Source organism: Mesorhizobium sp. (assembly GCF_005063415.1).
GTDB lineage: Bacteria > Pseudomonadota > Alphaproteobacteria > Rhizobiales > Rhizobiaceae > Mesorhizobium.
Genome location: NZ_SUEG01000002.1, coordinates 22698 through 45306 on the forward strand (window position 1 = coordinate 22698; position 22609 = coordinate 45306).

The following is a 22609-nucleotide window of genomic DNA, read 5'->3' on the forward strand; positions in this document are numbered from 1 at the left end:
GTGAAATTGCCAGGATCATGCGGCTTTCACCATCTCTGCCAATGCTAATGCATCCCACCGGATGTTCAATCGATTCAGGCGACCGCGAGCCGGGTTGCCCTGCGGCAATTTGGCATTTTAAAACAGCGTGTTTGGGTCCCTCAGCGATGGGCTTCAAGTTCTTGCTCAAGCCGCCAGCGCCGCTTCCGGCGGCACCTTGGCGCCGGTCATGAAGGCGACCGCGTCGGACATCGTATATTGCTTCGGATCGATGATGCACAGGCGACGGCCGAGCCGGTGAATGTGGATGCGGTCCGCCACCTCGAAGACATGCGGCATATTGTGTGAAATCAGCACGATCGGCAGGCCGCGCTTCTTCACGTCGAGGATCAGTTCGAGGACGCGGCGGCTCTCCTTGACGCCAAGTGCCGCCGTCGGCTCATCCATGATCACCACCCGACTGCCAAACGCGGCGGCGCGCGCCACTGCCACGCCTTGGCGTTGACCGCCGGAGAGAGTTTCCACGGCCTGGCTGATGTTCTGGATGGTCATCAGGCCAAGTTCGGTCAGCTTGTCGCGGGCGCGCTTTTCCATCGCCGGGCGGTCGAGCATGCGCAGCCATTCGCCGAGGAACCCCGGCTTGCGGATCTCCCGGCCGAGGAACATGTTGTCGGCGATGGACAGCGCCGGCGACAGCGCCAGGTTCTGGTAGACCGTCTCGATGCCGGCCTCGCGGGCCTCCATCGGCGATTTAAATGCAATAGGCTTGCCTTCCAGTCGTATCTCACCTTCGTCGGGCACGACCGCGCCGGAAATCGCCTTAATAAGCGACGACTTGCCGGCGCCGTTGTCGCCAATGACGGCAAGGATTTCGCCCGGATAGAGGTCGAAATCGGCATTGTCGAGGGCGGTGACGCGGCCGTAGCGCTTGACCAGGCTGCGGGCGGTAAGGATGGGTTCCTGGGTCATGGCTATGCCGAAACCTTTCTGATCCATTGATCGATCGCCACGGCGCCGATGATCAGCACGCCGGTGAGCAGCACCTTCCACTGCGGGTCGGCGCCCAGCATGTTGAGGCCCATCGAGACGACGCCGACAATCATGGCGCCGAACAGCGTGCCGAGGATCGAGCCGCGCCCGCCGAACAGCGAAATACCGCCAATCACCGTCGCGGTGATAGCCTGAAGATTGTAGTCGGTCACGGCGGCGGAAGGCGAGATCGAGCCATTGCGGCCGATGGAGACCCAGGCTGCGAAGGCGGCGATCAGCCCGGCAAGGGCATAGACCGTCATCAGCACCTTCTTCGTCTGGATGCCCGACAGTTTCGCGGCCTCCTGATCGTCGCCGACCGCGTAGACATGGCGGCCCCATGCGGTGTGGTTGAGCACGTACCACAGGACCAACACGAGAACGACCATGGCAATGACGCCAAGCGTGAGCACGGCCGTGCCTACCTTAAAGCTCAGGGCAAACAGGTGCAGCAGAGGCGCCTGAACGTCGACGTCGGTGTCGCGGATCGTCTCATTGGCCGAATAGATGAAGTTGGTGGCCATGACGATGTTCCAGGTGCCGAGCGTCACGATGAAGGGCGGCAGCTTCATGTAGGCGACCAGCACCCCGTTGAGCAGGCCGCATGCGCCACCGGCGAGAAGCCCGATCGCCACCGCGAGCACGGCCGGCATACCGTAGCTGACCGCACAATTGCCCATGATCACAGCCGAAATCACCATGATCACGCCAATCGACAGGTCGATGCCGGCGGTCAGGATCACCAGGGTCTGCGCAGCGCCCAGAATGCCGACAATGGCGATCTGCTGAAGGATCAGCGTCAGCGTATAGGATGAAAAGAAACGCCCGCCGATGGTAATGCCAAAAATAATGATCGCCAGAACCAGCACGATAAGCGGCACCGCGGCCGGCGTAGAATGCAGAAAATGCTGGGCACGCTTGACGGCCGATTTATGCTCGTCGAACGCGGCGACGCTTGTGTCGCTGCTCGATAGAACTTTTTCGAATTCTTGTGCTTGAGCCATGTTTCCTCCCCTGGGCTTCGGCCAACCGCCGACGCCATCCACGCCTTCCGGTCTGCCGCCGGGACTATTTGCGTTTAGATCGGCACATCGTCCACCCGGAGCGGCCGGGGATCAAGCCCCGGCCGCTCGCGATCTGTTGCCGGTCAGGCCAGGCTCAGCCCCAGCACTTGGCAAGGCCTTCCTTGGTGTCGATAGACTTCACACCGTTGGCGGGCTTGTCGGTGACAAGGTTGACGCCGGTATCGAAGAAGTTCTTGCCTTCGGTCGGCTTCGGCTTTGTCCCGTCCTTGGCGAAAGTGGCGATCGCCTCGATGCCGAGCGCCGCCATTTGCAGCGGATATTGCTGCGAGGTAGCGCCGATCACGCCTTCGGCCACCGATTTCACGCCGGGGCAGCCACCGTCGACCGAGACGATCAGCACCTGGCTTTCGAGACCGACGGCCTTGAGCGCCTGGTAGGCGCCGACAGCTGCGGGCTCGTTGATGGTGTGGATGACGTTGATGGTGTTATCCTTCTGCAGAAGGTTCTCCATCGCCTTGCGACCACCCTCTTCATTGCCGTTCGTCACGTCATGGCCAACGATGCGCGCATCGTCCTCGTCGCCAATCTTGTTGGCGTCCTTCACGTCTATGCCGTAGCCCATCATGAAGCCCTGGTCGCGCAGCACATCCACCGTGGGCTGCGACGGCGTCAGGTCGAGGAAGCCGATCTTGGCATCCTTTGCCTTATCGCCAAGCGTCGCGGCGGCCCATGCGCCGATCAGCTTGCCGGCTTCCAGATTGTCCGTCGCGAAGGTCGCGTCAGCCGCATCGATCGGATCAAGCGGGGTGTCGAGCGCGATCACCAACAGCCCGGCGTCCCGCGCTTTCTTCACGGTCGGCACGATGCCCTTGGTATCGGACGCGGTGATGAGGATACCCTTGGCGCCGTCGGCGATACAGCTCTCGATTGCAGCCACCTGGCTCTCGCTGTCGCCGTCGATCTTGCCGGCGTAAGTCTTGAGATCGACGCCAAGCTCCTTGGCCTTGGCCGTCGCACCTTCCTTCATCTTGACGAAGAAGGGATTGGTGTCAGTCTTGGTGATCAAGCAGGCGCCGACCCCGGCGGCCGATGCCGTCGAAGCAAACGCCATCAGGCTCAGTCCGGCCGCGGCAAACACGGTGGATTTCAACAGTTTTGACGTGGTCACGATTTTCCTCCCATGGACCCATTTAGGATGCCGGCCAACCGGCATCTGCAGCGCGTCCGACGAAGTCTCCCAGTGTCGGCGCCGACCTCAAGAGACACCAGTCCGCTAGCACTGTCAATAATTAAATCACTCTTATTTATTATTGACAACGCAGGATTGTTCACTCACTCTAGACCAAAAGCATTGAGGGGAAACGACGGGAGGAACAGGGTGGAGACCGGCATTACGAGGCACGGCTCGCCCGATGCGGCCGAAAGCCGCCTGCACCGCGGCACCAATCAAAGCGGCATGCGGGACCACAATGAGCGGCTGGTGCTGTCGCTGGTGCGACAGCACGGCAGCCTGGCCAAATCCGACATTGCACGCATGACCGGCCTTTCGGCGCAGACAGTGTCAGTCATCATGCGCGAGCTGGAGGAGGACGATCTGCTCGTTCGGCAGGCGCCGTTGCGCGGCAAGATCGGCCAGCCCTCGATACCCATGGCGCTCAATCCCGACGGCGCCTATTTCATCGGCCTGAAGATCGGCCGCCGCAGCGCCGAGCTGGTGCTGATCGATTTCCTCGGCAATGTGCGCTCGATGCTGCAGCATTCCTACCGCTACCCTGCCCCGCGCGAGACGGTGGAATTCGTCACAAGCGGCATGAAGAAGATGCGCGGCGAACTCACCCCGGCGCAAGACAAACGCATTGCCGGGCTTGGCATTGCTATGCCGTTCGAATTGTGGAACTGGGCCGACACCGCCGGTGCACCGCGCGAAATCATGGACGAATGGCGCCATCGCGACATCCGCGCCGACATCCAGGCGCAATGCGAATTCCCGGTCTACCTGCAGAACGACGCCACCTCGGCCTGCGGCGCCGAGCTCGTGTTCGGCCAGGCGGCGGGTGCGGCACGCGATTTCGTCTATTTCTATATCGGCGCCTTTGCCGGCGGCGGCATCGTGCTGAACGGCCGGTTGTTTGGCGGCCCAACGGGCAATGCCGGCGCGCTGGGCTCGATGCCGGTGCCCGGGCCGGACGGCAGGCCGACGCAGTTGATCGACGTGGCGTCGATCGCCATGCTGGAAAAGGCGCTCAACGCGCGCGGCTTCGAAGCCTCGCATCTGTGGACATCACCGGGGGACTGGGGCGAGATCGGCGCCGAGCTTGACGACTGGATCGCCAGCGCCTCGCAGGCGCTCGCCTATGCCATCGTTTCGGCCTCCTCCGTCATTGACTTCGAAGCCGCGGTGATCGACGGATGGATGCCGCTTGCCGTGCGCAGGCGGCTTGTCGATGCCGTTATCCAGGCCATCGGCCGGATCGACGGCGAAGGCCTGAGGCTGCCGGCCGTTCGCGAGGGAACCGTCGGCATCCATGCGCGGGCGCTGGGTGGCGCCAGCCTGCCGCTGTCGGAGCGCTTCCTCATCGGCTCGACCACGATTTCCCGGAGCTCCTGAGCATGCTGATCGGCATCCCGGCGCTGCTCGGCCCGGAGTTTCTGGCGATATTGCGCGCCATGGGCCATGGCGACGAGATCGCCCTGGTCGACGGCAACTACCCGGCCGAGCAGCAGGCACAGCGGCTGATCCGCGCCGACGGTCATCATCTCGTCCCCGTGCTCGATGCGGTACTGAGCGTGTTGCCGGTCGATGACGCCGTGCCGCGGGCGCTGTTTCGCGCCTCAGCCAAAGGCGATCCGCTGCTCGCCGATCCGGTTCACCACGAGATGGAAGCGATCTGCGCCAGGCGTGCGCCGGGCCGCAAGGTGGTTGCACTTGCCGGCGCCGACTTCTATGCACGGGTCAAGGCCGCGCACGCGATCGTCGCGACGAGCGAGCCGCGGCTTTATGCCAACATCATCATCCGCAAGGGCGTGATCTATCCGCCGGAAAGCAAGACTTCATGATCCTCTGCTGCGGCGAAGCCCTGATCGATATGCTGCCGCGGACCACGACGCAGGGCGAGCCGGCCTTTGCGCCCTATGTCGGCGGTGCCGTCTTCAACTCGGCTATTGCGCTTGGCCGGCTCAGTGCGCCCGCCGCCTTCTTCTCCGGCCTGTCGTCGGATCTGTTCGGGGGCCAGCTCAGGGAGGCGCTGGGAGCCAGCAAGGTCAGTTCCACCTATGCACACACCTCGCCGCGCCCGACTACGCTCGCCTTCGTGCGCCTCACCAACGGCCAGGCGACCTACACCTTCTACGACGAGAACACCGCCGGGCGCATGCTGACCATCAAGGATTTGCCAGAACTCGGCAGCGAGATCGAGGCCATGCTGTTCGGCGCCATCAGCCTGATCTCGGAACCGGCCGGGTCGGCCTATGAGGAGTTCATGCGACGCGAGCATGAGCGCCGCGTGATGATGCTCGACCCCAACATCCGGCCAAACTTCATTCCGGACAAGGCCAAGCACCTCAGGCGCATCCGCAACATGATGGCGATGGCCGACATCGTGAAACTGTCGGACGAGGATCTGAACTGGTTCGGCGAAGCCGGCTCGCATGAGGACGTCGTCCGCAACTGGCTGGACCGCGGTCCGAAGCTGATCGTCGTCACCCATGGCAGCGAGGGCGCGGTCGGTTACAGCAGCCAGCACCGGGTCACCGTCGTACCGGACAAGGTCGAGGTGGTCGATACGGTCGGCGCCGGCGACACATTCAACGCCGGCATTCTTGCCTCCTTGCACGAACAGGGTCTGCTCTCGAAGACGGCAATCGCCAGCCTGCCGGAAGATGCCATCCAAAAGGCGCTGACGCTCGGCGCCAAGGCCGCAGCGGTGACGGTATCGCGGGCCGGCGCCAATCCACCATGGCGGCATGAACTCGCTTGACCGGCTGGTGCGCAGCCCATGGACTGCTCACCGGCGATCACTTTATGTTTCGTCCAGCCTGGCGGGCGGGATGCGAAGCCTGTATCAGGCCGGCCGAAGCCCGGATTTCCCCGCGTTTAAGAGGGCAGATCGGAAATCAGCGGTAACAGACTGCGACACTTGAGCAATTCAGGGTTTTGCCCTGCGGCTTTCTCGGCCGTGCCAAGTCTGCTACCAGCGGCCGGTTATCTGACTGAAACCGTTTGAGGCCGACATGCAGTTCATCGATCTTGGCGCGCAGCGCGAACGCATTCGCGACAGGCTGAAAGCGGCAATCGACCGGGTTGTCGACGAGGGCCGCTATATTCTCGGACCTCAGGTCACCGAATTCGAAAACAAGCTCGCCGCCTATATCGGCACCAAGCATGTGGTCGCTTGCGCCAACGGCACCGATGCGCTGCTGCTGCCACTGTTTGCCGCCGGCATCGGCCCGGGCGACGCGGTGTTCGTGCCGAGCTTCACCTTCGCCGCCACGGCCGAAGTGGTGGCGCTGACCAAGGCCGAACCGGTATTCGTCGATGTCGATGCCGACAGCTACAATATCGACATCGCCAGCCTCGAGGCGGCAATCGCCATGATCAAGGCGGAGGGCCGGCTGAGGCCGAAGGCAATCATTCCCGTCGACCTGTTCGGCCTCGCCGCCGATTACGAGGCGATCATGGCCATCGCCGATCGCGAAGGCCTGATGGTCATCGAGGATGCGGCGCAGGCGACCGGCGGCTCGGCCGACGGCAAGATGTGCGGCTCGTTCGGCACCGTCGGCTCGACCAGCTTCTATCCGGCAAAGCCGCTCGGCTGCTATGGCGACGGCGGTGCGATGTTCACCAATGACGATGCGCTGGCCGAACAGCTGCGCTCGTTTGCTTTTCACGGCAAGGGCGAAACGCAATACGACAATGTCCGCGTCGGCATCAACTCTCGGCTCGACACGCTTCAGGCGGCGATCCTGATAGAGAAGCTGGCCATCCTCGAGGACGAGATGGTGGCGCGGCAAGCGGTCGCCAATCGCTATGCCGAAGGTCTCGGCGATATCGTCAAGGCGGCGCGCAATCTGGGCGGCGGCCGCTCGGCCTGGGCGCAATACGCCATCGAAACGCCGAAACGCGACGGGCTCAAGGCACATCTCGGTGAAAAGGGCATTCCGTCAGTCATCTACTATGTGAAACCGCTGCACAGCCAGATTGCCTATCGCGATTATCCGCGCACGCCGACCGGCCTTGCCGTTTCGGAAGGGCTGCCGAAGCGCATCCTGTGCCTGCCGATGCATCCCTATCTGAGCGAGGCCGACCAGGACCGGATCATCGAAACCATCCGTAACTATATCGGCTCGAATTCGGCGCATGTAGCGGCGGCATAAATTCGAAAGCTTCGAAGCGTGGTCGCGGATTACATCGACGAGTTCATCATGTTCTGCGCCGGGCTGTGGATGGCTGGCGTCGGCTTCGGATTTTTCTCGGACCCCTCTCAAGCTCGCCCCGGCCAACAGCAGGCATGGTGGACCAACTTTGGAACGCATTTTAAATGGATGGGGCCGCTGTTGATCCTCATCGCGATAGTGCTCGCGTTCGCGGCACCTTCCTAGCGGACCCTATTCGGCGGGCTATTCACGAGTTCGGTGCGATCAGCTTGAGTGATGGAAAATAGGTACGATAGAGACCAACATCGCGAGTGAGCAGCGGCAGCCCATTGACGGCGGCATGGGCGCCGATGAAAAAGTCGGGCAGCACGCCGGAGCGCAACCCGCCCGATCTCCTGTATTGGGTAAAGACCTTTCCCGCGAGGAACAGTGCTGCCCGTGGCATCGAAGCGATTTCGAGACCAGCTTTGTCAAGAAACGCGTCGAGATCCTCGATGCGCCCGTATCGGACGGCTAACTCCGCATAGACAGCATCGTTGATCAACAGCGGTCCATTCAGGCTTTGGGCCTCAAGCTGAGCGATCGACCAATCCGCCCAGTTCGGATCATTGGTGACAAGATCGAGCAGAACGTTGGTGTCGACCAGCGTCACACGTCGCCACGCGTCAGTGCCATGATCGCGTCGGTATCGAGACCCTTGCCGGCATGGCCGCGCAATTTCGCGAAGCGGCTCGCGGGCTGCTTCTTGTCACTGCGCGTAATCACGACGTTGCCGTCATCGGCGCGGCGGAAGTCGACTCTGCTGCCCGGGACGATCCCAAGCAGTTCGCGGACCGGCTTTGGAATAGTCACCTGTCCCTTGGCTGTGACTTTGGTGGTCATGTTCGAACCTCGGTAATACCAATAATCAACAAGGTATTACCCGTCGTGTTGGATTTCAACCGCTAGATCGGTATCCATCCGTCATTTTACGGTCGCACATTGGCCTTCTGCACTGCCAGAACTCATCCCCTGCCCTCTCTCCCAAATCGGCCGGCGCGGCTTTGACAGATTGCCGTCAGGGCAAAATTTTTGAAGTGCTTTGCTCTGCGCCGAAGCATAGTCTGCACCTGTCTTCCCTCTAGGCTGGCTATTTCATGAAGAAGATTGGTTTCCTCTCGTTCGGGCACTGGACGCCCTCGCCGCAATCGCAGACGCGGACGGCATCCGACGCGCTTTTGCAGTCCGTCGAGCTGGCGGTCGCGGCCGAGGAGCTGGGTGCGGACGGCGCGTATTTCCGCGTGCATCACTTCGCGCGCCAGCTCGCCTCGCCTTTCCCGCTGCTGGCGGCGGTTGGGGCGAAGACCAGCCGAATCGAGATCGGCACGGCGGTGATCGACATGCGTTACGAGAACCCGCTCTATATGGCCGAGGACGCCGGCGCCGCCGATCTGATCGCCGGAGGGCGTCTGCAGCTGGGCATCAGCCGCGGCTCGCCGGAGCAGGTGATCGAGGGATGGCGCTACTTCGGCTACGCCCCGCAAGAGGGCGAGAGCGATGCCGACATGGCCCGCAGACACACCGGAGTGCTGCTCGAAGTGTTGCTGGGCAAGGGCTTTGCGCAGCCCAACCCGCGGCCGATGTTTCCCAACCCGCCTGGCCTGCTTCGCGTCGAGCCTCACTCAGAAGGCCTGCGCGAGCGCATCTGGTGGGGCGCCGCCACAAACGCCACCGCAGAATGGGCTGCGAAACTGGGGATGAACCTGCAGAGCTCCACGCTCAAATTCGACGAAGGCGGAAAGCCGTTTCACATCCAGCAGGCCGAACAGATCCGGGCTTTTCACGATGCCTGGAAGGCGGCCGGACACACGCGCGAGCCGCGGGTGTCGGTCAGCCGGAGCATTTTTGCACTGGTCGACGATCGCGACCGCGCCTATTTCGGCGGCAACCAGAGCGGAGATCATTTCGGCTATATCGAGGCAGACAGGCTTGCCGTGTTCGGCCGCTCCTATGCCGCCGAGCCGGACGTCCTGATTGACCAGCTAAAGGGCGACGAAGCCATCGCCGAGGCCGACACGCTGCTGCTCACCGTCCCCAACCAGCTCGGCGTCGACTACAATGCCCACGTCATCGAGGCGATCCTGACCCATGTCGCCCCTGGCTTGGGCTGGCGCTGACGCGCGACTTTGTTGGAAAAGCCCACGGCGGTCGATACGATGCTCGCGTTCTAGCGGTCTCACGGCTGCTTCCCGTCGGCTCGTTTCAGCATCGCAAATGCGCGGCTGATCCGTTGCAGCGCTGTCGCGTTGGCCAGCACTGCGTAAAGCGCGAACCCGCCCGCCAGAATCCAGGGCGAAGCCGCGCCCATGGCGTTCGCGACTCCGTCGGCAGCGAGCAGCACGCAAATGAACACCAGACGTTCCATTCGCTCAAAGAAATCCGGCCAACCATGGTTTTCCACAGGGATTTCCAGCGCCGTCCGCGCCTTGGCGTAACTTGTGAGTATCCCGCCGGCGAACGCGAACATTGCGATCGCCCACAGATCGGCGACCCAGCCGATAGCCGCAAAGACGGCCAATTCCTGATAGCGGTCGACGACAGCGTCGAAATAGCCACCGGCCTTAGTGCTCATATTTGTCCGGCGGGCGACCGCACCGTCCAGCGCGTCGAAGGTGAAGGCAAACGCCAGGCAAAGGCCAAAGGCAAGACTTGAATGGTGGTAGACGTAGGCGGCCGAGGACAAAGCGACGAGCACGAGCCCGCTGGCCGTAACCTGGTTCGGCGTCATGCCGATCCCGATCAGCGGAGCGGCGGCCTGCTCCCATAGCGGGTCGATGCGACTTTTCATGAGACCGGCGATCATGGCGGTTCCTCTGATGATGTCGTTTCACCGAGCTTTACCAGCAATTTGCGGGTTTGTTCCACCGTCGCCACCGTTCGACTTGGTCAACGCAGACGGAGAACTGGCTCAGCAACGTTCTCAACCCGACGCAACAGCGATTTCTTTTTGGCGGATGCGGCCGGCGGATTAAGGTGCTCGCCAAGCTGACGGCGCAAATCGACCGGCGGTCTGGCGGCCGCACCCGAACGATGTGACTATGATTGCTTGCCATCCGTCGGAAGCCGGCCGAAACTCGATGCATAAATTTTCGCCCAAGTTTGCCTACCTGCTCGCGACCTCTCTTGGCACGGGTTTATCTCCAATATGGCCGGGCACAGCCGGCGCAATGGTTGGAGTGGCTGTTGCCGCAGCTCTGATACCTGCATCGCCTTGGCTGACCGTGGTTGCCTATACGGCCCTGTTCGCCGTCGGCGTATGGGCGTCATCGCATGTCATCTCCCGTACCGGGACGGAGGACCCACAGATCGTCGTCATAGATGAGACCTTCGGCGCCGCCGTGACACTTTCCATGCTGCCACTCGACCCACTCTGGTGGGCAGCAGGCTTCCTTGCTTTCCGGTTTTTCGACGTCGTCAAGCCTTGGCCCATCCGTATCATGCATGACAAGGTAAGGGGTGGGGCCGGCATCATGCTGGACGATGCTGCCGCGGCTGTCGTCGCTGGGGCGTTGCTGCTCCTGCTGAACGGTTTGGTTGACCATTTGCGGTAACGGCGACATTCGGCCTCCACTCGCAAAGGCCGGCACGATGGTCCATGCGAGTTTAGCACCACAAGGGGGGACCGGACCGATGCGAAGCTACAGGATGGCGGCCATTCCAGGCGATGGGATCGGCAAGGAAGTGGTAGCGGCCGGGCTTCGTGCGCTGGCCGCCTGCGCCACGCGTGACGGCGAGTTTTGAAGTGCAGCACTTCGACTGGCGCTCGGACAACTACAAGCTCAACGGCGTGATGATGCCCGAGGACGGCACTACGTTCTGGTCGACGTGATAATGCTGGAGCACCTCGGCGAGCCGGCTGCCGCGCAGCGCCTGATGGGCGCCGTCGAGCGCGTGATCGCGGACGCCTCACTGCACACGCCCGACCTCGGCGAAACCGCCACCACCGACGAGGTCACTGAAGCGGTTGCGCGGTGCTACTTGGCGACAACGGGTAGGAAAAGGAGTAAACGCCTGGGCATCGCCAGCATTCTCGCCGACCACATCGGCAAGGACGTCGTGCCAGAACGTATGAGGCATCCGCACTCCCGCCGCTCATCGATGGTGTCTGGCGCCTGATGTTTGACTTCCTGATGCGGTTCGCGCAGGACCGGTTGGCGATCCAACAGAAATTGGGCCTGACGCCCAACGACTCGCGCGCCCTCTTCACCCTCGACAAAGATGTGGGCAAGCCGATCGGCGCATTGGCCGCTCAATGGCACTGCGACCTTTCGACGGCGACTTGGCTGGTCGACCGGTTGGAGCAGGCGGGGCTCGCCGAACGGATCCCGTCGCCAAGCGATCGCCGTGTGAAACTTGTCAAGCTTACACCAAAGGGTGCTGCAACCATTGAGGAATTGACAACGGGATATCACAAGCCCCCAGCCGAGATGGTTGCGCTTCCACGCGCTGATCTGAATCAGCTGATTGGCCTGGTTAGAAAGTTACAGGCTGGCAAGTCCGTGGGTTGACTACATCCCGCGCGGCGTTGCTGCTGCTAAGGAAGATCATTTGGGCCGTCCCAATGGCTATCAGTCTGGTTGTGCCTCGATCTTCAGCATCACACCTCTTCCAGTCTGCGCACGCGAGCTTTGACCCCATTGCTAATGGCATCTGCGACTTGCGAAGGGAAACCCTTTGGGAGTGATGCAGAAACTAGTTCAATTGCCGTTAGCGCCTGTTGGCGCAGCTCGTCAAAGATCGCCGTGACGGGTTTTGGACCAATTCCTGCCTTGGCGGCGGTCTGGATGAAATGGCGCGGCATGACGCTATCGATAAGGTAGTGGCGTGCATCGCCTATAGCCATCGCCAACTTCATTTTGTTGCGCCTGATCTGTCCCGCATTAAGGCTGCTCTGCGCTGAGATCACATCATATAGCGGCGTCATGCGGAACCGGCCGCCGGGAGAAAGAAAGACGCTAAAATTCTTGGCATGCCCATCTGTGGCGCCGAGAAGCCAAAAGGCGACCACGGCCTTCAGAACCGCAGCTTGATCTAGCTCCGGTTGGTCGCTTCCCTTCATCAGACCAAGGATAGCCGGAACCCCAGGCCCGCCATCGGATTCGTATTTCAGCGACGGAGGCACAGACAAAGCCTGGCAGCAGTCTTCCTGGGGCAAGCGCAGGAGACGGTTGTCACTCGTCCATCGGCGATCGAAACGTTCGACTACGAGCACGCGATTGCCTTCGAACTCCTCGATTGCGGCGACGGCGCACGGGAGCCCCAGGGCGGCTGTCATCTTGAGGCAGAAAAATTCGTTTTCAACACTGAAGGAAAGGTCGATGCCATTTGGCAAGCGTCCAATCTGTGGCTTGAGGATGTGCGTTGTAGCAGTCGTCGCCAGCGGCTTGTACCAACGTCCTTTCCAGAACAAGAGCGCAGTCTTTTCCTGAGCGCCAGCGATCGAGATCCGAAAATCCTCATCCTCGCCCAGCCCGAGGGGGGCCGATGCCAGATCGCGGAGGAGACGAGCAATCTCGGTAGCGTCAACGGGTTTGCCGTCGACAATACCGGCGGGGCCCGGTTCGACATCATCTGGCAGGAATTGCAGTGCGCCGACACAATCCCGTCCGACAGCGGCAAGCAAGTCATAGGCGTCTATCCCTTGGGCATGAACACGCTCCGCCATACGGCGGCGAATCGGGATGCTGTCGGGCAAGAGATTGTCGAAGACGGCAATGACGGGTGCACCGATATAGCGATCTTCACGTAGAGGCAGAGATAGCGAGACTGGTAGCGCGTGCTCCCAGTCAAGCCAGGACGGATCATACTGAAAATCGATCGCGCCGCTGGATTGTCTATTCAGCCGCCCGACGAGACGGCTGTTCAAGAAGACATTGAGCGGGAGGTGCCGCCGCGGACGAGCCATCAGAAGACGTCCTCGATCTCGGTCGACTTTGCCCTGGTCCGAGAGCGGACAACCAATTCAAGGTCGAGCGCTGCGAGAATGTCGCAAAGCGTTCCGAGCTGTGTCCCGGGCGCACCATTCTCGACGGCCGAGATGGTCGCTTGGCGCAGCATCGTGCGCTCCCCGACAGTGGTCTGGTTCAGACCGAGTTTGCGGCGCTGCCGGCGGATGGCATCTCCGAGTTGCTTGGGCGTTCGGGCGATTTGGTCCACAGCGTACCTCTCTAGCTATGAGATATACGCTTCCGAAGATAAATTTCAATATGCGCTCGCGCGAATAAACTGGAAGATACGCTCGACCGTATAACCCCCTCCCATCCCGCGTGGCCTCTCGCAGCCATGCCTCGACTTTCAGTTAGGCTGCTGGCCGCCGGCCAAAGGCGATGCGAGGATCCATGCGGGAAGTCCTCCCAGCGACTCTCCGGCATTACGCGCAATGCTCGAGGCAAATGAGGTCTATTGGATCGACAGTGGATCGATTGTTCACACAGATCGTGCGGCACTCACCCAATCGAGGCGTGCGGCAGGGACAAGGCCGTAATTGTAGAAATTGATGCCGTCGACGCCCGCCGCCAGCGCCGGTTTCACTTTGGCGGCGAGAATGTCGGGGCCTGCCATTTCCGGATGGAACAGCCGGTAACCGGTCCCAAGGAATTTCTCTGCTCCGAGCCTGGCACGGCCAGTGGCCATCAGATCTGCGACATCGCTGGCCTGCATATCGTAGGCGCACAGGATCGCGCCGTCGCAAGCCTGGGCGAGAGCTGCCAGATCGCAGCCGCCCAACCAGCCGTCCTTCAGGTCAATGATGAGGACACGTGTGCCCGGATCAGCAACGTCGCGCAGCTCGGCAACCAAGCTGGTCACCGGCTCGAACCGCCACAGCAGAAAGTCGTATAATTCTGGCCAGGGCCGGAAGGTATCGAAGCTACCGTTCGGAAAGTCCGGAAAACGCGGTGCCGGAACGGCACGATCACAGGTCTCGACGATCCACCCTCTGACCAGTTTGCGCGCCGCCTGGCCGTCAATGCCGGCATAAGCGGCGCGGGCGAGGCAGGACGGGCAAAAGCACAGCGACAGAAGGAAGTCATCTTCCGCGGTCAGCCCGACACCGTCTTTCTCGTGATGGTATTCGTGGGCGAAGCTCATGAATGACGGGCTTTCGAGCTCGATCCTGTCCGGCTTGTAAGTGTGCGTAACGTCGGCGACCAGCGCGCGAACATAGGCGCGCGCATCCGGATGCGAGGGACAAAGGTTGTAATAATTGGGATCGCCGAAGGCATTTCGGGTAACCACCTGCGGATGAAGCATGCCGGCGCGGGTATTGTGCAGGCATACCGTCCAGCACGAAACACCCAGCCCATTGGCGTCTCGTCTGCGGACGAGCTCGCCAAGCACGTCGCCGCCCTGCGAGATCACGTCCGCCACCTTGGGCTGAATTGCGAGGTCGGCCCATCGCGCGGCGGTTGGCTTGAAGTAGATCGTGCCGTCCTCCGGGAAATAGGCTTTGCGGCGCGGGCTGCGCGGCTGAAGGAAGCGCCCCGCATGATACGAGGCAGCAAGGCTGATCATGTTGAGCCCGGCGCGTTCGACCAGATCGCGTTCGACCATCTCGAAGCCCAGATCCTGAACATCCCAGGGGTAGGTCCACATGGAAAGCTGCATAAGATATCCTCAGTTCTCCAGAGTGACGCAGCAGGCAGACGCCGTGCGGTTTCCCTTTAGGCTTCTACGGGTTCGGCGACTTGCATGAGGCAGTCTCCTGCCTCGCACATTGTATGCAGCCGCCGCGAAAGCACGATGCCGTTTTCGACGAAATGCAAGGCTTCCTCGGCAAGATCGAGCCTTTCGAGATCGTGATACCAGCCAGCCAATTGTCCGGCGTTCACGCTGTCGCCAACCCTCACGGCGGGTTCAAACCAGCCGCGGCGGGTGGCGTAGAGGCCTTGGCTATGCCGCGAAAGCGAAAGCAGTCGCGTCGGCATCGAATGCATTGGCTCCGCGCCAACAACTGGCCCGTCGACCAGGCCTAGCGCAATCAGCAGATTGTCGATCGCGCGAGCGGTGATCGCCATCGTGTCGACCGTGGCGGTGCCGCCGCCCCCGAACTCACCGCTGACGCCGATGGCGCCGGCACGGCGCGCTGCGCCCATGGAGGTCGGCGAGGCCTGGCCATTGTCGGCCACGAACCCATAGGGCATGCAGAGCGCCCGCATCAGCTCCACGCCGCGCCTGTGGCGCTCGGGATCGGCATTGCGCTCGACGAGTGCAGTCGTCAGATGTTCCATCGAAGTGCCCCCCGAATGGATGTCGAAGACAATGTCGTGTCGGGGGAACAGGTCTGTCTCGAGAAAGTTGGCGAGCCGGCTTGTCGGCGTGCCCGACGGATCTCCGGGAAAGGCGCGATTGAGATTGCCGCCATCGAGCGGCGAGCAGCGTTTGGCGGCCATCACCGCCGGCACATTGGCCATCGGCAGGATGGTGACGCGGCCCCTGACGCGCGCTGGATCGAGCCGGCGGACCAGCTTCGCCAAGGACAGCTCGCCTTCATATTCATCGCCGTGATTGCCGGCCATAAGAAGCAGCGACGGACCCTCACCGTTGCGAATGAGGCAGATCGGGACCTTGATTTGGAAATATGGCGAACGGTCTATCGAGAACGGGATGCTCAGATGGCTGAGCGTCTTGCCGTCCCGATCGAAATCGAGGGAATGGCTGATGCCGGTGTGCATGGCGGTGGTTCACACAGCCGCGACGGCGGTGACCTCAATGCGGAGGTCAGGATCAGCGAGACGCGCCTCGACGCAGGCACGCGCCGGCAAACGGGCGGAATCCACCCAGGCATCGTAGATACTGTTCATGGCGTCGAAATCGCCAATCTGCGGCAGGAAGATGTTGACCGCCACGAGCTTCGACTTGCTGCTGCCTGCCTCGACCAGGAGCGCCTCGACCTTGGAGAGTACCTCGCTCGTCTGACCCTCGATGCCGGCCTTGCGATCCTCTGCGACCTGGCCCGCTATGTGCACGAGGCCGCCATAGACGACCGCCTGCGACATGCGGGAGCCGGACTGGAAGTACTTGATCATATCAGATCCTTTCGAGGTTCTCTTTTTGGAAATCGCGACGATGGTCAGCCGAAATAGGTGGGAAAAGCGTGGCTGACATACCCGGCCGCGTCGACGCCGAAGATCACGCGATAGCGATCGAGGCAGGTGCAGGGATGGGAGATGCCGAATTCAACGGTGTCGCCGACGGCAATGTCGTCGCCCGACGCAATTGATAGGAAGGCGTGCTGGTCGTTGAGCTTGAAGACCTCGGCACGCGCTATCGGCAGCTGCTTGCCGGCACGAAAGATGGTCAGGACAATTGGAAAGCCCTGGTCGAACGACACGTCGCGCATGCCCATCCCGCAGATCGCAAGGGCGGGCTCCGGCCGCGACAGTACCTCGGCCCACAGGCGCAAAGCCGGACGGAACGAATTTCGTGCGGACGCATTGAAGCCGTCGACTGCAAAGCCCTCGCGGGCATCGAGTGCGCCGAGCGAGCGGTCGTAGACGCCATGGTCGTGGAAGAAGATGGCGCCGCTGCGCAGCACCAGAGTCGCGCTGCCGTCCCTGGAAACGAGAGGCGAAAGCGCTGCCACCACTTTGTCGAAGTATACCGAGCCGCCTGCCGTGACGATCAGCGGGGTGTCGCCGCCGACGCGGGCGCGGAGCCGCAGGAACATGTCGGCTGTCATTGTCAGCAGGGCGGATATCGCCTCATCCGTGCCGCCAGGATCGGGCTGCGCCGCGGCACCTTCATAGGTTGCGACGCCGGCGATCAGCAGCCGGCCGCCGGCTGCTATAATCGCGTCGGCAATCGCCTCGGCTTCGCCGGTGGTCCGGGCGCCTGCCCTCCCCGCTCCAAGTTCGACGAGCACGCGCAATGGCGGCAGCGTCGCATTGGCCCGCCAGGCTTCGGCAAGCGCATTCACGGCGGCGATCGAATCGGCGAAAACGTAGAACTCGGCGCTTGGCCAGGCGCTGACAAGAACCGCAAGCCGGTTCGCACCACCTGGTCCGCCGACCTCATTGGCAATGATCAGCCGAGAGACTCCGGCTCGGAGCATCACCGTGGCCTGCCTTATGTCGGCGACGGTCGTGCCCCATGCTCCGGCCTCGATCAGCGACCGGGCAAGATCAGGCGCCATCGGGGTCTTGGCATGCGGGGCGATCAGGGCGCCCTGTTCTCGCGCATAGCGCAGGAACAGGTCACGATTGGCGATGAAGGCCTCCTCGTCGACGGTCAACACCGGCAACGACATACGCCCATGCGCTGGATGCCAGCGCTCAGATGCGACAAGGCTGCTGTCCAAGCCGAGGGTGCCAGGCGGCACGCCGCGGATACGGTCATCGAGGAGGAAATTTTCTCGAGTCGCCAGCGACAGTACGGGTGAGCTTTCGGTCATCCGATGCTAGTCCTTCCTTCACAGGATGAAGTCCGGATCGATTTCCGATTCCGGCCACACCATGAGAGAGATGCGTGCCAACACCTTACCGCGGACCGATCATCGATGCCCACCATCATCTTTGGGATCTCGGCCTCAGCCGGCACCCCTGGCTCGCCACAACGGCTGGCGAACGCGGCGGTCTGGGGGAGCTTGGCCCGTTGCGGCGAAACTACCTTCCTGAAGATTATTTGCGCGACGCCGGCCGGCACAATGTCGTCGCAACGGTCCATGTCGAAGCCGGCTGGACCGGGGATGACTGCGTCGGCGAAACGCGGTGGCTTGAAACGCTCGACAAGTCGCGCGGCGTGGCCGCCCGTTATGTCGTTCACATACCGCTGGCGAGCCGCCAAGCGCCGGCGCTGGTCGAGGCGCAGGCGGCATTCGACCGTGTCGTCGGTGTGCGCGACATACTGAGCTGGGATCCGGATCCTGCCCGCCGTTTTGCTGCCCGTGACGGCATCATGGACGATCAGGCCTGGCGTGCCGGCCTGTCCCTGCTTGGGCGCCACCGGCTGGTTTTCGACCTGATGGTGTTTCCGCGCCAGCTCGCCGGTGCGGCGCGCCTCGCAGCGGCCTTTCCGGACCAGCTCTTTGTTCTCAACCACTGCGGCAGCCCGATCGATCGCGATGCGTACGGGATGCGGGTGTGGCGCGAAGGGCTGCGGCTTTTGTCGGAGTGCGACAACGCTGCCATCAAGATATCGGATCTGGTCGCCTATGATCATGACTGGACACTCGACAGCCTGAAGCCGGTTGTCATGCATTGCATCGACTGTTTCGGTACGCAGCGCGCGATGTTCGGCAGTGACTTCCCAGTCGCCGGCCTGCATGCGTCGTTCGATGCAGTATATGACAGCTTCAAAGCCATTGCAGGAGAGCTTTCCGCGGACGAGCAAACGGCGCTGTTCTTCGGCAACGCAAGGCGTATCTACCGGCTGCACGATATTTCATCGGCGGGCCTGCTCCCTGCCTGAGAGAAGCAGCAGCCCCAGAATCAGCGATCCGAACAGGATACTGCGCCAGCCGGGCGATGCGTTGACGACGGTGATCAGCGCCGTGATCGTGACCAGCAGGATGGCGCCGGGGATAGTACCGGCATAGGTGCCGAGCCCGCCCAGTATCGAGGTGCCGCCGAGCACCACGGCGGCAATCGAGGCGAGGAGATAGGGATCTCCGATCCCGACATAGCCTTGGCCGTTCATGCCGAGGACCAACATACCGGCAAGTCCCGAACAGAAGCCGCTGATGCCGTAGACCGCGAGCGTGGTCGAGGCGACGGAAACTCCGGACAGCGCCGCGGCAAGCGGATTGGCGCCCATCGCGAAAATCCGGGCACCGAGGGATGTCGCATGCATCGTGGTCAGAACGATCACGGAAATGGCCACCCACAAAAGCACGCCTGCCGGAATACCGGCTGGCCGCGCATTGCCGAGCCAGCGGACCAGCGGGTTCTCGGCGGTCACGGCGCTGCCGCCGGCGATGATGATCAGGAGGCCCTGCAGGAATGTCGCCATCGCCAGTGTCATGATCATTGGATGAACGCGCAACAGCGCCACGCCCAGCCCGTTTACGAGACCTATCGCGGTCGTCAACGCAAGCACTGCAAGAACGGCTGTGAGCCCGGTCGGATCCGCCTGCAATGAGAGCAGCGGGAGGCTGACGGCACTGACCGTGACGATCGCCGCGACGGAAAGGTCGATGCCGCCGGCAATCACCACGAAGGTCTGGCCCGCCGCGACCAGGCCGATCACCGCGCCCAACTCGACCAAATAGCGCAAATGACCATAAGCGCCGAAGCCACGTGAAGCGAAGCTCGCCGCGATCCACACCGCGGCAACGATAGCGACCGTGAGGAAGGGCCGGCTGCGCAGGATCGTCAACGCCCGCCTGCCGCGCGCGCTCTCTTTCCGTGCTGTCATTGCTGCACCTTGCGGAATTGCGGAATGGCGACCGCCCCGATGATGATGAGGCCTTGGGCGACATACTGAGCAACTGGCGTGAAGCCGAGGAAGAACATGACACTGATCATCAGGCTGAGCAGCAGGCTGCCGGCAAGCGCACCGCGCATCGTGCCTTGGCCGCCGAGGAAGCCGATTCCGCCGAGCACCGCGGCGGCAATGGAATTCAGCGTGAAGGCCGAGCCTATGACCGGATCGCCCGAACCCGTTTGCGCGGCGACGAACAGGCCGGCGCCTGTGCAAAGCAGACCGCTGATCGCATAGGCCGCGATCCGCGCGCCATCGACCGGCACGCCGGAGCGATAGGCGCCGACCGGATTCTCACCGGCGGCATAGAGGCTCAACCCAAGCGGCGTGGCGAGATAGAGTTTCCACAAAAGCACGACGAGCACCAACAACACGAATGCCGCCGGCGTGTTGCCGGCAAGCAGGTCCGACAGCCACTCCGGAATGGCGCCGCCCGGCCTCGGCAGGATGAGCAACGCAGCACCGCCGATGATGAAGGAGCCGGCGAGCGTCACCACGATGGCCGGCAACCGAAGCTTCACGACGATGAACCCCGTCGCGGCACCGATGCCGACACCGGTCAGCGCCACTGCGGCGGTACCGCCGGCAACGCCCAGCGGCCCGATCATCGTCGTCGCGGCGATTACCGCGCCGAGACTGACCAGTGCGCCGATCGCCAAGCTGATGCCGCCCGTGAGCATGAGGATCGCCTGGGCCATCGCGACCAGCGCCAGCGGAAACCAGCTCTGGGTGAATTTGGCGAAGCCGGACGCCGTCAAGAGGCCGGGGAACAACACGCCGTAGGCAACGAGGAACGCCAGAACCACGGCGAACAGGCTGCGCACGCCAACATTTCGGCGCAGCTGAACCGGCCAGTAGAGGGCGCCGGCTTGGCTTGAGGATACAACCGTGCTCATGCCGCAACTTTCTGCTGTTCGGCGCCCATTGCGGCGGAGACGATGGCTTCCTCGCTCAGTGCCTCGCGCTCGAGCATGGCCTTGATGCGGCCTTCGCGGACCACGGCGACGCGGTCGCAAAGGTGCACCAGTTCGGGTGTGTCGGAACTGAGCAGGACGATCGCCTTGCCGGCGGCAGCGAGATTGCGAAGCATCATGTAGATCTCACGCTTGGTCTCGACATCGACGCCGCGCGTCGGGTCGTTGAGGAGAAGCACAAGCGGATCGTGTGGCATCCATTTCGCCAGCGCGACCTTCTGCTGGTTGCCACCTGAGAGTGCCTGCGCCGGGCGGTCGAGATCGCCCTTGATGGCAAGCTGGGCGGCGAGTCCCCTCGCCATATCGCGCTCGGCACGCCGGCTGCGCAGCTTCAACGCCGGCAGCCTTGCGAAGGCTGGTAGCATCATGTTGGTGATGATGGGATGGATCAGGTGCAGGCCTTCGCGCTTGCGGTCGGCCGGGACATAGGCGAGGCCGAGCGCATTGGCGCTCGGCACGCCGCCCGGCAAACCCGAAGCACCGTTTACGGTCGCGGATGCCGTCCTAGCCGGGATCGCGCCGTAGAGGCCAAGCAGCAGATCTTCCTGCCCCTGCCCGACCAGGCCGCCGATCCCAAGCACCTCGCCCGTCCTGATGTCGAGATCGACGTCGCGCATCAGGCCGGCCGAAAAATTACGAACCGAGATGGCGCTGGCTGGCGATGGTGAAGGCCGCCATCGTGGAAAGAGATCGCCGGGGTCGCGGCCGACCATCAGCCGCACCAGCCCGGCGGCATCAGTTTCTTCCAGCGACTGGTCCGCCGTGCAGGCGCCGTCCTTCAGTACGGTGACATGCTGGCACAGCGTCATCACTTCGTTCAGCCGGTGTGAGATGTAGAGAATGGCGATGCCCTCGGCCCGAAGCCTTTCCAGCAGGTCCGTGAGGGTTTTTGTCTCGGTTGCCGATAGCGATGAGGTGGGTTCGTCGAGAATGAGCACGCGCGGCCGCCGGTAAAGCGCCTTGGCGATCTCCACCATCTGACGGCGGCCGAGTGACAGATGCCCCACCGGCGTCGACAGCGGTTCGCGAAGGCCGACAAGATCGCATGCGGCCCTGGCCCGTGCGGCGAGTTCGGTATAATCGACCAAGCCGAATCTCTTGGGATAGGCGCCGAGCCCGATATTTTCGGCGATCGAGAGACTGGCCGTCAGGCTGAGTTCCTGTTGGACAACGGCGATGCCGGCGTGCCGCGCATGAGCGGGGCTCATGCGCGATACCGGACGTCCATCAACCTCGATCGCCCCGCCGTCCGGGCGCAGGGCGCCGGACAAAAGGTTGATCAGCGTCGACTTCCCCGCGCCGTTCTCGCCGAGCAGCGCATGCACGCGGCCCGGCTGCAGAGCGATGGAAACGTTGCGCAGGACGGGGTTGCCGAAGAAGGACTTCGACACCCCCCGCGCGGCGAGAAGCGTAGCCGTGGTTGTCAATGCTACCACCCTTCAGGCTTATTTCTGGGCCAGCAGCTTCTTAAACAGATCCTCATCGTACGGCGAATAGATGTAACCGTCAGCCGGGAAATCCTTAGCCCGGGCGAGATATTCGTCGATGTTGGAATTGTCGATCACCGGCAGCGGGATCTTGACGAAAGCCGGCACATCCTTGCCGTCCAGCGCCTGTACGGCGGTGTAGGTGGCGAAAGCGCCGAGCCAGTTCGGCTGCATCGTCGCCCAGCTCTTCAAGCCCTTTTCCTTCCACAATTCGAGGAACTGGCGCGCATTCTCGCCGGTGATCGGCACCTGTTCGCGACCCTGCTTGTCGAGCGCGAGCACGGCA

Annotated in this window: 24 protein-coding genes and 3 pseudogenes; 11 read left to right on the forward strand and 16 right to left on the reverse strand. The window is 62.6% G+C overall.

Features of this window, described 5'->3' with window-relative positions; all coding sequences use genetic code 11:
* Nucleotides 1–165: 165 nt before the first annotated feature.
* From E5W70_RS01140 to E5W70_RS01150, 3 genes are all read right to left on the reverse strand, one after another.
* Nucleotides 166–948: an ATP-binding cassette domain-containing protein gene (locus tag E5W70_RS01140; RefSeq protein ID WP_292653727.1), complete on the reverse strand. Its 783-nt coding sequence runs from the start codon at nucleotides 946–948 to the stop codon at nucleotides 166–168.
* Nucleotides 949–950: 2 nt separating this feature from the next.
* The gene (locus E5W70_RS01145) at nucleotides 951–2012 is read right to left on the reverse strand and encodes an ABC transporter permease (protein WP_292653631.1); all 1062 of its coding nucleotides are present in this window, start codon (nucleotides 2010–2012) and stop codon (nucleotides 951–953) included.
* Between the two features lie 154 nt (nucleotides 2013–2166).
* Nucleotides 2167–3183, reverse strand: a complete 1017-nt coding sequence (locus E5W70_RS01150; protein ID WP_292653728.1) for a sugar ABC transporter substrate-binding protein — start codon at nucleotides 3181–3183, stop codon at nucleotides 2167–2169.
* Nucleotides 3184–3411: 228 nt separating this feature from the next.
* Here E5W70_RS01150 and E5W70_RS01155 point away from each other — a divergent pair, with 228 nt between their 5' ends.
* From E5W70_RS01155 to E5W70_RS01175, 5 genes are all read left to right on the forward strand, one after another.
* Nucleotides 3412–4641, forward strand: coding sequence for an ROK family transcriptional regulator (locus tag E5W70_RS01155; protein ID WP_292653632.1), 1230 nt, complete (start codon nucleotides 3412–3414; stop codon nucleotides 4639–4641).
* A 2-nt stretch (nucleotides 4642–4643) separates the two neighbouring features.
* Entirely contained in the window at nucleotides 4644–5090 is a 447-nt protein-coding gene (locus E5W70_RS01160) for an RbsD/FucU domain-containing protein (RefSeq protein WP_292653633.1), read from the forward strand.
* On the forward strand, nucleotides 5087–6010 hold the full coding sequence (locus tag E5W70_RS01165; RefSeq protein WP_292653634.1) for a carbohydrate kinase: 924 nt from the start codon (nucleotides 5087–5089) through the stop codon (nucleotides 6008–6010). Before E5W70_RS01160 ends, E5W70_RS01165 begins: the two co-directional genes overlap by 4 nt.
* Before the next feature lie 253 nt (nucleotides 6011–6263).
* Complete coding sequence (locus tag E5W70_RS01170) at nucleotides 6264–7406, forward strand: DegT/DnrJ/EryC1/StrS aminotransferase family protein (RefSeq protein ID WP_292653635.1); 1143 nt, start codon at nucleotides 6264–6266, stop codon at nucleotides 7404–7406.
* A gap of 18 nt (nucleotides 7407–7424) precedes the next feature.
* Nucleotides 7425–7631 carry a hypothetical protein gene (locus E5W70_RS01175; protein WP_292653636.1) on the forward strand — a complete coding sequence of 69 codons (207 nt, stop codon included), beginning with the start codon at nucleotides 7425–7427 and terminating at the stop codon, nucleotides 7629–7631.
* Between the two features lie 22 nt (nucleotides 7632–7653).
* Here the strand turns inward: E5W70_RS01175 and E5W70_RS01180 are convergent, their stop codons facing one another.
* On the reverse strand, nucleotides 7654–8058 hold the full coding sequence (locus tag E5W70_RS01180; RefSeq protein ID WP_292653637.1) for a type II toxin-antitoxin system VapC family toxin: 405 nt from the start codon (nucleotides 8056–8058) through the stop codon (nucleotides 7654–7656).
* Nucleotides 8055–8288 (reverse strand): AbrB/MazE/SpoVT family DNA-binding domain-containing protein, encoded by a 234-nt coding sequence (locus tag E5W70_RS01185; RefSeq protein WP_292653638.1) that lies wholly within the window; start codon nucleotides 8286–8288, stop codon nucleotides 8055–8057. Before E5W70_RS01185 ends, E5W70_RS01180 begins: the two co-directional genes overlap by 4 nt.
* Before the next feature lie 254 nt (nucleotides 8289–8542).
* Between E5W70_RS01185 and E5W70_RS01190 the strand changes: the two genes are divergently transcribed.
* Nucleotides 8543–9562: an LLM class flavin-dependent oxidoreductase gene (locus tag E5W70_RS01190; RefSeq protein ID WP_292653639.1), complete on the forward strand. Its 1020-nt coding sequence runs from the start codon at nucleotides 8543–8545 to the stop codon at nucleotides 9560–9562.
* A 59-nt stretch (nucleotides 9563–9621) separates the two neighbouring features.
* Here E5W70_RS01190 and E5W70_RS01195 read toward each other — a convergent pair whose 3' ends face one another.
* A complete protein-coding gene (locus E5W70_RS01195) occupies nucleotides 9622–10248 on the reverse strand; it encodes a CDP-alcohol phosphatidyltransferase family protein (RefSeq protein WP_292653640.1) in 627 nt (208 codons plus the stop codon).
* A gap of 274 nt (nucleotides 10249–10522) precedes the next feature.
* Here E5W70_RS01195 and E5W70_RS01200 point away from each other — a divergent pair, with 274 nt between their 5' ends.
* The 4 genes and pseudogenes from E5W70_RS01200 to E5W70_RS01215 all read left to right on the forward strand — a co-directional run bounded on the left by E5W70_RS01200 (nucleotide 10523) and on the right by E5W70_RS01215 (nucleotide 11953).
* A complete protein-coding gene (locus E5W70_RS01200) occupies nucleotides 10523–10996 on the forward strand; it encodes a phosphatidylglycerophosphatase A (RefSeq protein WP_292653641.1) in 474 nt (157 codons plus the stop codon).
* 79 nt (nucleotides 10997–11075) lie between these two features.
* A pseudogene (locus tag E5W70_RS01205) lies at nucleotides 11076–11253 on the forward strand (tartrate dehydrogenase); the annotation flags it as partial.
* Nucleotides 11254–11276: 23 nt separating this feature from the next.
* A pseudogene (locus E5W70_RS01210) lies at nucleotides 11277–11411 on the forward strand (tartrate dehydrogenase); the annotation flags it as partial.
* A gap of 149 nt (nucleotides 11412–11560) precedes the next feature.
* Entirely contained in the window at nucleotides 11561–11953 is a 393-nt protein-coding gene (locus E5W70_RS01215; RefSeq protein ID WP_292653642.1) for a MarR family transcriptional regulator, read from the forward strand.
* A gap of 89 nt (nucleotides 11954–12042) precedes the next feature.
* Here E5W70_RS01215 and E5W70_RS01220 read toward each other — a convergent pair whose 3' ends face one another.
* The 6 genes from E5W70_RS01220 to E5W70_RS01245 form a co-directional block, all read right to left on the reverse strand.
* Nucleotides 12043–13350, reverse strand: a complete 1308-nt coding sequence (locus E5W70_RS01220) for a type II toxin-antitoxin system HipA family toxin (protein WP_292653643.1) — start codon at nucleotides 13348–13350, stop codon at nucleotides 12043–12045.
* Nucleotides 13350–13601, reverse strand: coding sequence for a helix-turn-helix domain-containing protein (locus tag E5W70_RS01225; protein ID WP_292653644.1), 252 nt, complete (start codon nucleotides 13599–13601; stop codon nucleotides 13350–13352). The genes E5W70_RS01220 and E5W70_RS01225 overlap by 1 nt, the downstream gene beginning before the upstream one ends.
* 270 nt (nucleotides 13602–13871) lie before the next feature.
* On the reverse strand, nucleotides 13872–15050 hold the full coding sequence (locus E5W70_RS01230; protein WP_292653645.1) for a hypothetical protein: 1179 nt from the start codon (nucleotides 15048–15050) through the stop codon (nucleotides 13872–13874).
* A gap of 56 nt (nucleotides 15051–15106) precedes the next feature.
* Nucleotides 15107–16117 carry a succinylglutamate desuccinylase/aspartoacylase family protein gene (locus tag E5W70_RS01235; RefSeq protein WP_292653646.1) on the reverse strand — a complete coding sequence of 337 codons (1011 nt, stop codon included), beginning with the start codon at nucleotides 16115–16117 and terminating at the stop codon, nucleotides 15107–15109.
* Between the two features lie 9 nt (nucleotides 16118–16126).
* Entirely contained in the window at nucleotides 16127–16471 is a 345-nt protein-coding gene (locus E5W70_RS01240) for a RidA family protein (protein ID WP_292653647.1), read from the reverse strand.
* A gap of 44 nt (nucleotides 16472–16515) precedes the next feature.
* Nucleotides 16516–17835, reverse strand: a complete 1320-nt coding sequence (locus E5W70_RS01245; RefSeq protein ID WP_292653648.1) for an alanine racemase — start codon at nucleotides 17833–17835, stop codon at nucleotides 16516–16518.
* Between the two features lie 74 nt (nucleotides 17836–17909).
* On the opposite strand from E5W70_RS01245, the gene E5W70_RS01250 reads away from it, so the two are divergent.
* Nucleotides 17910–18851 (forward strand): amidohydrolase family protein, encoded by a 942-nt coding sequence (locus tag E5W70_RS01250; RefSeq protein ID WP_292653649.1) that lies wholly within the window; start codon nucleotides 17910–17912, stop codon nucleotides 18849–18851.
* Here E5W70_RS01250 and E5W70_RS01255 read toward each other — a convergent pair.
* From E5W70_RS01255 to E5W70_RS01270, 4 genes and pseudogenes are all read right to left on the reverse strand, one after another.
* Nucleotides 18825–19796, reverse strand: coding sequence for an ABC transporter permease (locus E5W70_RS01255; RefSeq protein ID WP_292653650.1), 972 nt, complete (start codon nucleotides 19794–19796; stop codon nucleotides 18825–18827). The genes E5W70_RS01250 and E5W70_RS01255 overlap by 27 nt on opposite strands.
* Entirely contained in the window at nucleotides 19793–20758 is a 966-nt protein-coding gene (locus tag E5W70_RS01260; protein ID WP_292653651.1) for an ABC transporter permease, read from the reverse strand. The genes E5W70_RS01255 and E5W70_RS01260 overlap by 4 nt, the downstream gene beginning before the upstream one ends.
* Nucleotides 20755–22263 (reverse strand): sugar ABC transporter ATP-binding protein, encoded by a 1509-nt coding sequence (locus E5W70_RS01265; protein ID WP_292653652.1) that lies wholly within the window; start codon nucleotides 22261–22263, stop codon nucleotides 20755–20757. The genes E5W70_RS01260 and E5W70_RS01265 overlap by 4 nt, the downstream gene beginning before the upstream one ends.
* An 18-nt stretch (nucleotides 22264–22281) precedes the next feature.
* Nucleotides 22282–22609, reverse strand: a pseudogene (locus E5W70_RS01270) (ABC transporter substrate-binding protein); the annotation flags it as partial.